At 44.8% G+C, this 10,430-nt stretch carries 12 protein-coding genes and 1 pseudogene; 6 read left to right on the forward strand and 7 right to left on the reverse strand.

The genetic code is table 11. The features are described from left to right. Positions 1-110: 110 nt before the first annotated feature. Positions 111-242, forward strand: a pseudogene (locus tag QUA43_RS20115) (GMP synthase (glutamine-hydrolyzing)); the annotation flags it as partial. 298 nt (positions 243-540) lie between these two features. On the opposite strand, the gene QUA43_RS20120 reads toward QUA43_RS20115, so the two are convergent. The 3 genes from QUA43_RS20120 to QUA43_RS20130 all read right to left on the reverse strand — a co-directional run bounded on the left by QUA43_RS20120 (position 541) and on the right by QUA43_RS20130 (position 2,853). Next, positions 541-978: a hypothetical protein gene (locus QUA43_RS20120; protein WP_333376066.1), complete on the reverse strand. Its 438-nt coding sequence runs from the start codon at positions 976-978 to the stop codon at positions 541-543. Between the two features lie 86 nt (positions 979-1,064). Further along, positions 1,065-2,654, reverse strand: a complete 1,590-nt coding sequence (locus QUA43_RS20125) for a GmrSD restriction endonuclease domain-containing protein (RefSeq protein ID WP_333376067.1) — start codon at positions 2,652-2,654, stop codon at positions 1,065-1,067. Further along, positions 2,647-2,853, reverse strand: a complete 207-nt coding sequence (locus tag QUA43_RS20130; protein ID WP_333376068.1) for a hypothetical protein — start codon at positions 2,851-2,853, stop codon at positions 2,647-2,649. The genes QUA43_RS20125 and QUA43_RS20130 overlap by 8 nt, the downstream gene beginning before the upstream one ends. Before the next feature lie 3 nt (positions 2,854-2,856). On the opposite strand from QUA43_RS20130, the gene QUA43_RS30910 reads away from it, so the two are divergent. Further along, the gene (locus QUA43_RS30910; RefSeq protein ID WP_445301987.1) at positions 2,857-3,147 is read left to right on the forward strand and encodes an NACHT C-terminal alpha/beta 1 domain-containing protein; all 291 of its coding nucleotides are present in this window, start codon (positions 2,857-2,859) and stop codon (positions 3,145-3,147) included. A 35-nt stretch (positions 3,148-3,182) separates the two neighbouring features. Then, the gene (locus QUA43_RS20135) at positions 3,183-3,500 is read left to right on the forward strand and encodes a TIGR03985 family CRISPR-associated protein (protein ID WP_333376120.1); all 318 of its coding nucleotides are present in this window, start codon (positions 3,183-3,185) and stop codon (positions 3,498-3,500) included. Between the two features lie 204 nt (positions 3,501-3,704). Here QUA43_RS20135 and QUA43_RS20140 read toward each other — a convergent pair whose 3' ends face one another. Continuing rightward, positions 3,705-4,664, reverse strand: coding sequence for a cation diffusion facilitator family transporter (locus QUA43_RS20140; protein WP_333376069.1), 960 nt, complete (start codon positions 4,662-4,664; stop codon positions 3,705-3,707). Between the two features lie 241 nt (positions 4,665-4,905). Here QUA43_RS20140 and QUA43_RS20145 point away from each other — a divergent pair, with 241 nt between their 5' ends. Continuing rightward, positions 4,906-5,253 (forward strand): hypothetical protein, encoded by a 348-nt coding sequence (locus QUA43_RS20145; RefSeq protein ID WP_015174783.1) that lies wholly within the window; start codon positions 4,906-4,908, stop codon positions 5,251-5,253. Positions 5,254-5,371: 118 nt separating this feature from the next. Here the strand turns inward: QUA43_RS20145 and QUA43_RS20150 are convergent, their stop codons facing one another. The 3 genes from QUA43_RS20150 to mtnA are packed head-to-tail and all read right to left on the reverse strand — an operon-like array spanning position 5,372 to position 7,820. Further along, positions 5,372-6,229: a rhodanese-like domain-containing protein gene (locus QUA43_RS20150; RefSeq protein ID WP_333376070.1), complete on the reverse strand. Its 858-nt coding sequence runs from the start codon at positions 6,227-6,229 to the stop codon at positions 5,372-5,374. A 3-nt stretch (positions 6,230-6,232) separates the two neighbouring features. Continuing rightward, positions 6,233-6,709, reverse strand: coding sequence for a type IV pilin-like G/H family protein (locus QUA43_RS20155; RefSeq protein WP_333376071.1), 477 nt, complete (start codon positions 6,707-6,709; stop codon positions 6,233-6,235). 49 nt (positions 6,710-6,758) lie between these two features. Beyond that, positions 6,759-7,820 carry an S-methyl-5-thioribose-1-phosphate isomerase gene (gene mtnA, locus QUA43_RS20160; RefSeq protein ID WP_333376072.1) on the reverse strand — a complete coding sequence of 354 codons (1,062 nt, stop codon included), beginning with the start codon at positions 7,818-7,820 and terminating at the stop codon, positions 6,759-6,761. Positions 7,821-7,858: 38 nt separating this feature from the next. On the opposite strand from mtnA, the gene QUA43_RS20165 reads away from it, so the two are divergent. Together QUA43_RS20165 and QUA43_RS20170 are read left to right on the forward strand one after the other, a co-directional pair. Next, positions 7,859-8,002: a hypothetical protein gene (locus QUA43_RS20165; RefSeq protein ID WP_333376073.1), complete on the forward strand. Its 144-nt coding sequence runs from the start codon at positions 7,859-7,861 to the stop codon at positions 8,000-8,002. A gap of 350 nt (positions 8,003-8,352) precedes the next feature. Then, the coding region (locus tag QUA43_RS20170) for a DUF4347 domain-containing protein (RefSeq protein WP_333376074.1) at positions 8,353-10,430 on the forward strand (2,078 nt) is incomplete at its 3' end.

A 10,430-nucleotide genomic window follows, 5' to 3' on the forward strand; every position in this document is an offset into this window, starting at 1 on the left:
CACAACTCCCACCCATGTTGTACCGTTGTTCTAGTTGCGATCGGTATTTCTAATCACCCAGCATATTCCATTTGTATGTGGTACAAGGTATTCAGTAGCTCAGAGCAAAAGCTGATTGGGCGTGGGTTTCTTACGATTTGTTGGAACTGATATCGAATCGGATTGTGAATGAGGTTAAGGGGGTGAACCGGGTGGTTTACGATATTACTTCTAAGCCGCCGGGAACGATCGAGTGGGAGTGATGGGTACTTAGGGTGATCGAGTAGGCGGACTAGGTTAAACTTAACTATTTGTCGATCGGGCATGGAAGATAGTTGGGTTGACTTTTGTCCGTCTGCGGGACTTACGCACTCTTGGATGAAGAACCCGTTTTCTGGCTAGATACTTTGCTGCAAACAAGATTTCTCGTATAAACCTGGTTTCTTAGCCCAAGCGTCCTTAAGTTTGTAGTGAGGACTTCAGTCCTCAAAAGTCCGCCCCGGGCTGACGACAAATAATTTTATTATCCGTGATTAACTGGACATAATCTGACTATTTGCCTCAGCATCTAACATCAACTCGTCGGAAAACTGGCAATGTTTCTCGCCCCTGATTAAGTTCTTTTGCTAAAACTAATCCGGGAAGAGATAAGTTAGACAAATCCTCAATCAATTCGCTATAGGTTCTAAATTTATCAACTTCAACACCAACTAAAGCATAGCGAAATGAAGGAGCCAACTGTAGAGTGTGATAGAGAAAAATACCTAACTCTGTCATTACATAAGCACTTTCAGGGCTATCTATTCCCAGTTCACTAATATTATTGGGATAAACCCGACACCAGCCGTTTTGCTCGATATCTTGAAAAGTGTCTGTGCGACATAGACATTGGCGACCATTTGAGAGTAGCCATTCAAGTCCCTCAAAATGTTGAGAAAATTTATTGACATTGCTTTCATCTGAGCCACATTCTGCCGATAAACTGAATATCCCTGCCATTATTATAGACTCGCGACTCACGTTCTCACTATGCTAAAAAATAAAAAATTTATCAGCAGACAGCTAGACTACAAGAACTTTATAAACTAAACAAGTTTGGATAGTTCTTTTGCTTTTTGAAGTAGCAATTCCGCTCTTGAAACTAGAAAATCATCATAATTGTCATCTGTGAACGCATTGGCAGGGCATAAATGTGTTGCTATTATTTCCTGGAAAGTTTGATCGTTAGCAGGCATTTCAGTACGGTATGTGCTAGGTTTGTGATTTTTTATTTTATTGTTATCAGTTCTAGCAAGTAATGAAAAATTGACCAAACAATTTATTTTATCGTCTTTATACTTTTGCAGGGTTCCCAAGTAAGCTTTTGGAAAAATATGATGAAATTCCTTTCGATTACCTTGGGATAAAACATCTTGCAACGATATCTTCGTACCTTGAATAAAGTTTAATGGTTTTCCTTGTGCTAAAAGGAGAATAAATGTATTTGTTGCAACTGAACTCATTCGGAAGGAGTTTTTGAGAAAGAAGCTAGTATCTAAGGATACGTCAAATTCTCCAAGTTTATGAGGTTTGCCTGCCTTAAGCTTTTGTACTTCTTCCAAATCTACATCGGTACTCTTAGCTCCTCCCCTTGCATATCTTTGAGAAAAACACGCACGCCAAAACCATTGCTTTATAACTTCGTATTGCTCTTGAGGTACAGGATGTGGTTGTGTTTGTGACGAAGCGAAGAACGAGGCTAAAACGGCTAATATATTTTCCATTGGTAACAGCTTAAGAGAGAAAACATTTAGCTCATCCTTTAAAAAGTCAATAGCCCTAAATATGCCTGTCTGAATTTCCTGAAATTTGTTTCGTACTGCACTACCAGGAAGTTTCATAAAATCTTCTGGATCGACACGATTCCTTACTACTGCAGAGCAGCATTTGAGAAGTAAATCTGATCCTACCTCTTTAAAACCGAATGGTTCAAGTTCTTCAGCAACTTCTTTAAACTTTTCTTGTAAGTCAAAATCTTCACTCCAGTTCCAGACAGATAAAAGCTGAAAAGTATCTAATTCGACCCCTTGCCTATTAATTCTCTCAAAAACGGTTGCAACATATTTCGGTTCTTCACTTTCAAAGCGTTCTACAGGAATTCGGGCTTTGGTAAATCTTTCGATTAGCTCGTCTATCTGTTCTGCTAGACTATCATCTAAATCTCTAGTGACTTTCCTATAGTTACGAGCGTCGAAAACATACTTCAGTGGGAAAAATTTGGTGGGATCATAATTTGTAATATCTTCCAAATATTTAAAGGGAATAGATTCTTTGCTATTTATTTCAAAAAAAAGATCAGTCCACTCAGTAGGTTCGCCATCTTCAGCAGTAAGAGAATTTTGAAATATGCCAAAAATTGAAGTTATTCTCTGTTGCCCATCAAGCACATAATCTATTGGATATTCTGCCTCATTATCAGGAAGTTTATAAGGCCCCAGATTCCTTTCTGTTCGCAAACAATTTCTCGTTCTCCAAATTAATACAGAACCAAAGGGGAAACCTTTATAAATACTGTCTATAAAGTAGGCAACTCGATCGCGATCCCAAACAAAACCACGTTGAAAAGACGGAATTCTAATCCTTCCCCTTTTCACATCAGAGATTAAATCTGTAATAAAGTGGTAAGTGTCAGCCATAGATAGTTAAGTTGAAGCTAGCTTTATAGTTATAGCATAGCGACATCCAACCGTTAACCTCGCCCAACTCCTGCTTTCCCCAACTCACCGAAACCAACCTCCGCCAAAATATGCAAATCTTCTGCATCGCAGCAAATTCGATCGCCCCGTAGGCGTAGCCAGCCTTAGGCATCGCCCCGCCGCCAAAATCTACCTGCAACTAATCAAAAAACACCACTTCCCATCCACAGAAGGCACGCCCCGCAGCCTCACGGAACTCAAAATCTACTGTCAACTCCTAGACTGGGATAAACACCCCGTTCTCATTTTCTACAAAGATGCGATACTTCAAAGTTTTAGCCAAACTTTTCTGGATGCCCTCACGCGCTTCGACACTACCATCTGCCCGATCGCCGACTCACCCCATTCCACCATGCCTACTTTCTCTCTCCAAAACCTCCACCTCATCCAATCTATTATGACTTGGCTGCAACGGACTATCTTAGAAACTTAAAGCCGATCGCTAATAAAATAACATCATTAAAATAAATACAAGCGTTCACTTTTCATCAAAGTTATATGCAGGGAATCAGCATTCACCATACCTGTAACGCCATAGAGTACGATCGCGCCGCCACATTAATCAAACAATATACTCCCAACCCAGAACATCGATCGGCTCTTTTAGAAATCCTCCAGTCTCGCCCAACCGACGATGCTTACTACCAAGTCAGTTACCGAGAGACAGACTACTACCCGCTGAGGTGGTTGCGCGCTTTAGGTTCAGAAGTCGAGATTCTGCTACCTTGGGACTTGCGACAGAAAATGGCCGTAGAAATCCAAAAAACTGGGAACTTGTACCAATAGTCTTTTGCTCGATAATTATCAAAACTGTTGTGGAAAACTTACCGATTTCTGGGGAAAACCCCCCTTTTCCTGTGGAAAACTGCAACTCAATTAAGTGCGATCGCATTAACTCCATTGATAGCATTTAAAAAATTGGAGGAATTGCGATCGCAAAAACCACCTTCCTCCTTCATCCCTCAACCTGCTGTTTGCTGGGGATACAGCCTACATTTTTCCTCCTTCCTGCTTCCTCTTTCCTTCTTCCTTTTCTTCAGAATCGTAGCTAATTTGGTCGGACTCGTAAGCCGGCGGCTCAACGTGAATTAAGATGCGTACAGGGCTGAAACGTTCTTCCAAACGGGCTTCTACTTCTTCTGTAATCCGGTGAGCTGTTTCTACATCGATAGCATCCACAATCATGTGCATATCAATAAATACTTGACGCCCTACAACGCCACGGGAGGCGATCGAGTGACAGTTAACAACCCCCGGTACATCCATTGCGATCGTGTGAATTATCTCCGGTGCGATCGCCATTTCATCCACCAACCAAGGCAGATTTTCCCTTAAAACTTTCCAACCGCTGCTAAATACCAAAACAGCCACAGGAAAAGACAAAAACACGTCCAGAAATTGCAATTGAGGTATGTTTAAAACCTCCCCTTGCCAAACACCGATCAACCCGCCGATGACCATAATTGTCACCCAAACATCGCTCATCGTGTGCTGCGCGTCAGCCACTAAAATCGCGCTACCGAGACGTTTCCCAACCCTGCGCTCGTAAAAAGTGACAAAAATATTAATTCCCAGTACAATCAACAAAATCCACAGTTCATTTGGCGATATTTTGACAACTGTGCCACCTTTGAGCAACCTTTCGACAGCGCCGCTGAGAATTTCAAAACAGGCAATTCCCAGAAAAACAGCTATTCCCAGAGCTCCGAGAGCGTCAAATTTCTGGTGTCCGTAGGGATGATCGCGATCGGGCTGCGGATTGGCATAATGATTAGTTACCAATCCTAAAATATTATTAGCGCTGTCCGTGACACTGTGCAAAGCATCTGCCAGCAAACTGAGGGAACCAGTCAGCCATCCCACGGCTGCTTTAATTGCCATCACTAGCAAATTTAGCAATAAGGTAATTATTAAAACCTTGCGGATTTCCGAACGGTTATCGGCCACCATAAAATATCCTCGCTCAGCCGTCAAGTTTTCTGGTTTCTAGTTTAAAGCTTATCAAGTCATAAAAGGTTAAAACTCTTGCTGAATCTAGCTTGCGACTAGATTTAGATTCATTAATTTAGCCTAGCTTCTTGAGAGAAATTTTAATTAGTAGCAGTTTCGCAGCCCAATTTAGTTGGCAGGTACTTCTTTTAGGTTATTGTATATTTTATCATTAACAATAGTATGTTAAATTTCATTGCCCATGTCTCTTTCTCCGCTGACACTGAATTTAGTCGAAGGTTCTGTCTCCTTTAGCTTTTCCCCGCAAGCCGCGCGGGATTTGCAAAGCGAAATTGCAGCTTTGATGGAAAGCTTGAAAGCTGTAGCAGCCAAAACCGCTGGCGCTAAAGCTTCTCCCCAAAAACCGATGGAATATCGCTATGCAGGAGATGTATTTTTGGAAGTTTTCTGCAACCCGAATATCTGGCCAACTCCTTTTGCTGCGAAAGTGCTGATTACGGTTCGGGACGATCGCGTGCGCGTCACCACCGAAGCCGAACTCAGCCGCCTGCGCGACGATCTCGCTCAGTATATCGAACAAGTCGGTTGAGAATCTCAACCTCGATCGTTTGTAGTTAATAGGTTGAATCTGAGTTCAGATACCATTCTCGCTTAACAGGCTTTCCGACCTGTTCCACAAACATTAAATTTTCTTGTGGGGTGGGCTTCTAGCCCGCCCCTGAAAGGCTTATTGAAAGAGGATAACTATCTGCAGGCGACGCCGACCATTCCCACATTGAACCTGCATAATTCTTAGCATTAAATCCCACATTTGTCAACACACAATTCAACCATGCAGAGCGAATTCCCCCGGAGCAATAAATCACAATTTGATTTGACTGCAAAACTCCTTTCTGCTGTAAAATAGCGACAATTTCCCCGCGATCCAGCAGTTGTCCCTGTTTGTCCATTAACTGTTTGTAGTAAAGGTGAACCGCACCCGGAATGTGGCCGCCCCGCTTTTCTCCGTAAGGCGTTTTACCTGCATATTCTCGCGGTTCTCTGGCGTCGATAACTACTAAATTATCATTGCCGAAAATAGCTTTCAATTCATCCCGCTGAATTTCCCAATTCGAGCGGCGAGATATTACAAAATCTCCGGTTTTCGGTGGATTATTTGCAGCTTTTACTCGATTAATTCCAGCTTTGATTAAAGCCCTATATCCTCCATCGACAAAAACTGCTTTTTCGTGTCCCAAAGTCCGCAACATCCAAACAATTCGCCCGTCTTCGCCCCAACCTTTCACGGAATCGGCAACGACTATGACAGGTTTGTCTTGACAAATACCAATTGCTTGCAGTTTTCGAGTTAAAACTGTATTATTTTCGATAATTTTTCCCTTGTGGGGGAAGTCGGAACGCGAAAATTCCTGCCAAGTTACGGGAATAGCTGGTGGGAGACGGCAAAACCACTTTAAAATGGGTGCGCGAGCATCTAGTAAAGTAGATCCTTGTTCCAGCAATTGCTTAGCTAAATCTGCATTTACTATCCAGTTATTTGCTAAATTACCCAGTAAATTAGACATAATTTATTGAGCGACTTTTGCTGTATTAGCACCGCAGGCTAAAACCCCTTTGGTATTAGTTGGATTAGGTGGTTTAATCTTGCCAGGAGCAGCATTTAGACACAAGATTGTTTGGGTCTTATTTGCCACCAAAAAGACTCCTCCCACAAAACTTTTGAGATTAGCTTGCTTCGATACTCCGTAGTTAAATACAGCACCTTTGTTGACCATGGCGATCGAGTAGCTGTAATTGGCTTCGCCAGGTTTAACTTGGAGACCGAGATAAACCAATAGATTGGAAACAGAACTTGTAAAGCCTGCTTTTTCAGCATAGTAAACTTGCTGAGCTTTATTCATCGAACCCACAAATTGTTTGGCTTCTGATTCCTTAGCTTTAAGCGTTTGTGACACTTGAGCTTCCGAGACTGGACTGAAAACAACTGGCAGAATTAGAGCTGCGATCGCAACTTTGAGCTGCCAGTTGCGGCTGCTAGGAATCATGCTTAATTTCACCGATAACAGGTGGAATGAGCGGTTGAGCAACATACAATTAAACTAATTGTTTTGCCTGAAACTGTTTCAACGCCCCAGGAGCAACCGTGCCGTGTTCTGTGATTATTCCCGATATTAATTCCGCCGGAGTTACGTCAAAAGCGGGATTGTAAAATTCTACTCCCACAGGACAAATTCGCGTAGTTCCAACTTGATACATTTCAACGGGATCGCGTTCTTCAATGGGGATTTTGCTGCCGTCGGAAAGTTCAAAATCTATGGTAGATAGAGGCGCGGCGACAAAAAACGGGACGTTGTGAGCTTTGGCAACAATTGCTAAACTGTAAGTACCAATTTTATTGGCGGCGTCGCCGTTAGCAGCGATTCTATCTGCACCGACAACTACCGCGTGAATCATGCCGAGTTTCATGCAGTGGGCTGCCATATTGTCAGCTATTAATGTGACGGGAATTCCTTCTTGCACGCATTCCCAAGTGGTTAGTTTTGCACCTTGGAGACGGGGCCGAGTTTCGTCTGCAAAAACTCTTCCGAGTCTTCCTTCTCGCCAAGCAGAACGAAATACACCTAAAGCAGTACCGTAGCCTGCTGTTGCTAATGCACCGGCATTACAGTGAGTTAGTAAGTTCAATTTTTCGGGTGTAGCTGGCAGAACTTCTAAACCTTTGTCGCCGATATCTTTACAAGTTTGCAAATCTTCTGCTTGAATGGTTTTAGCCATTTCTAACAAAGTTTTTTGCACTTGTTCGACAGAACCGCTAGTTCTCTCGGCAGTTTTGAGCATTCGCGATATTGCCCAAAACAAATTAACCGCAGTGGGACGAGTCGATCGCAATAACTCGCCAACTTGTTCTAATTTAGCGAGAAACTCAGTACGATCGCCGGTTTCGATTTCTCGCGCCCCCAAATACATCCCGTAAGCTGCTGCTACCCCGATCGCCGGAGCACCTCGGACTATCATAGTTTTAATCGCCTCAGCCATATCTTCGCAGCGGCTAATTTCCACTACACCGTATTCTTTCGGCAGCCGGTTTTGGTCAATTAGCACAACTCGGTCTTCTATCCAGGTGACGGGGGAAACGGGGGAGTTTTGAGCGGTCATCTATTTCAGTTATGTGAGGGACAAGTTTCTATGATGCCATGAAGGCGACTATTCCTCTATGTTATGAGGGACACGCGGAATTTGCCAAAATCCCAACCCTCCGGTTTGAGATTCGAGACTGGAGATTTGAGATTGAAGAATGGCTGGATAGCTACCACTCTCTGGGTTTGGAATTTGCGTAGAGTTGGATTCTTTTTCACAAAAGTGTACTTAGTAAAAAACCGTACATTAAGTTGTGTAAATTATACTTACATTTTTTGAAAAATTTCCGTAATCGGGAACAAGCTAGCTGTGCCTGGGGTCTGTTTTTTTTAAGTTGAGAATGAAAAAGTGCGATCGAGCAACTTTCCAGATCCAACAGATTTACAAGAATCACCAAAATAGATAATCGTAAAGCTTTGTCTGTACAAATTGTACTGAGTTAAAGGCAGGTTTTGTGGTAGCCGTATTTGTGGTGGATTGAAGTAGCGACTATCATCGCACGGAAACAACATTTGGAAAACCTACTTAGGTGCATGGGGAAACAGTAATTATGAAAAACCAACAAATAGTATTCGTAGATTCAGCAGTTGAAGATTGGCAAAGTCTGGCCGCAGGAGTTAAAACGGGTACAGAGGTAATTTTAGTCGATCGCACGCGGGACGGCATCGAACAAATTGCCGAAGCATTGCAAAGCCGCAAAGGTATAGAAAGCGTTCACATTATTTCTCACGGGGAATCGGGAAGTTTGCAGCTAGGGCCAACTATCCTGAATTCCGACAATTTAGAAACATATCGCGGCTGTTTGAGACGGTGGTTCTCGTCATCTGTCAAGTCAATTCAAAATCAAGTTGAAATTCTGTTATACGGATGTAACGTAGCAGCAGGTGAAAAAGGAGAGGCTTTTGTACAAAAGCTGAGCAAGTTAACAAAAGCTAATATTGCTGCTTCTTCAGATATTACAGGGAGCGCCCAAAAAGGCGGAAACTGGGTACTTGAATACGCTACGGGAGCGATTAAAACAGGATTGGCGATCGAGCCAGAGGTAATGGCAAATTACGCACATACGTTGGCGACGTTTACTGTTTTTAATACCAACGATGCTGGGCCGGGTTCGCTGCGAGATGCGATTACTCAAGCAAATTCCACTGCCGCACCACCACACAATATTAACTTTGCCATTCCGGGTGCAGGCGTACAGACGATCGCGCCCCTCTCGCTCTTGCCCAACATTAACGTTCCCACAATCATCGACGGCACCAGCCAACCGGGATTCGCCGGCACCCCGCTGATCGAAATCAATGGAGCGGGTGCAGGTGCTGTCAGCGGTTTTCGCGTTTTGGGTGGTGGCAGCACCTTGCGCGGATTGATCGTTAACCGCTTCGGCAACACCGGCATTTCCCTCGAAAGCAATGGCAACACCGTAGCGGGAAACTACATCGGCATCAACAGCGCCGGCACTGCCGCCTCGCCCAACGCCTTATTTGGCGTGGCGGTTCAGAATGGTGGCAGCAATAATATTATCGGCGGGATTGCACCGGGCGATCGCAACGTCATTTCTGGAAATACTGCCGATGGCGTCATCATCGTCGGTGGTACAGGAGGCAACCAAGTGCTGGGCAACTACGTCGGCATCAACGCTGCTGGAACCGCCGCCTTGCCCAACGCCAGCGGCGTTACCATCGTCGGCGTACCGAACAACACTGTTAGCGGAAATGTCATTTCCGGCAACACCAATAGCGGTACGGTCATTCTCAATCCCGGTGCCACGAACAACATTCTGACCGGCAACTTCATCGGCACTAATTTTGACGGCACCGCCCCTGTCCCTAACACTGCTTTCGGCGTAGCCATCCAGGGAGGTGCAACCAACAACATTGTTGGCGGGACAACCCCAGCCGCCCGCAACATTATTTCCGGCAACGGTAACGGTGTCGCCCTTGTTGACCCCAACACTGTCAACAACTCCTTGTTCGGCAACTTCATCGGCGTCGGGGCCAACGGTACGACTCCGCTGCCCAATACTACTGGGGTATTGATTAACCTCGCAAACAATAATGCGATCGGCGGTACAGCAGCAGGTCAAGGAAATACGATCGCCAGCAACCTCGGTTCAGGAATAAACCTCCTCGCCGGTACCGGCAATAGCATCCAAAACAACTCCATCTTCGCCAACCTTGGCTTAGGCATCGACCTCGGCAACGACGGCCCCACCGCCAACGATCCCGGCGACGCCGACACCGGTGCAAACAACCTCCAAAACACTCCCGTACTCACTACCGCTACCGCCAGTGCTGGTAGCGTCACCGTCGCGGGTACTTACAACAGCACTCCCAGTACCACGTTCACCCTCCAATTTTTCGCCAACACTCCCCCCGGCACCCAAGGTCAAACCTTCATCGCTTCTATCCCGGTAACTACTGACGCGGCCGGTAACGCTGCTTTCAATCAAACTTTCCCAGCAGCCGTCACCGCAGGTCAATTAATCACTGCGACAGCAACCGACGCCGCCGGCAACACTTCTGAATTTTCCGCACAGCCTGTTCCCGTTGTCGTACCGCTGAGTACCATCACTGGCATCAAATTTAACGACATTGACGGCAACGGCACGCAAGCAGCCGGAGAACTTGG

This window comes from Microcoleus sp. N9_B4 (assembly GCF_036701635.1).
Taxonomy (GTDB): domain Bacteria; phylum Cyanobacteriota; class Cyanobacteriia; order Cyanobacteriales; family Microcoleaceae; genus Microcoleus.

Excerpts from the sequence above, each read along its gene's own strand:
- mtnA (WP_333376072.1), bottom strand. The coding sequence starts at position 7,820 with ATGACCGCTCAAAACTCCCCCGTTTCCCCCGTCACCTGGATAGAAGAC.
- QUA43_RS20145 (WP_015174783.1), top strand. The coding sequence starts at position 4,906 with ATGTCTCTTTCTCCGCTGACACTGAATTTAGTCGAAGGTTCTGTCTCC.
- QUA43_RS20120 (WP_333376066.1), bottom strand. The coding sequence starts at position 978 with ATGGCAGGGATATTCAGTTTATCGGCAGAATGTGGCTCAGATGAAAGC.
- QUA43_RS20165 (WP_333376073.1), top strand. The coding sequence starts at position 7,859 with ATGAAGGCGACTATTCCTCTATGTTATGAGGGACACGCGGAATTTGCC.
- QUA43_RS20150 (WP_333376070.1), bottom strand. The coding sequence starts at position 6,229 with ATGTCTAATTTACTGGGTAATTTAGCAAATAACTGGATAGTAAATGCA.
- QUA43_RS20125 (WP_333376067.1), bottom strand. The coding sequence starts at position 2,654 with ATGGCTGACACTTACCACTTTATTACAGATTTAATCTCTGATGTGAAA.
- QUA43_RS20140 (WP_333376069.1), bottom strand. The coding sequence starts at position 4,664 with ATGGTGGCCGATAACCGTTCGGAAATCCGCAAGGTTTTAATAATTACC.
- QUA43_RS20155 (WP_333376071.1), bottom strand. The coding sequence starts at position 6,709 with ATGATTCCTAGCAGCCGCAACTGGCAGCTCAAAGTTGCGATCGCAGCT.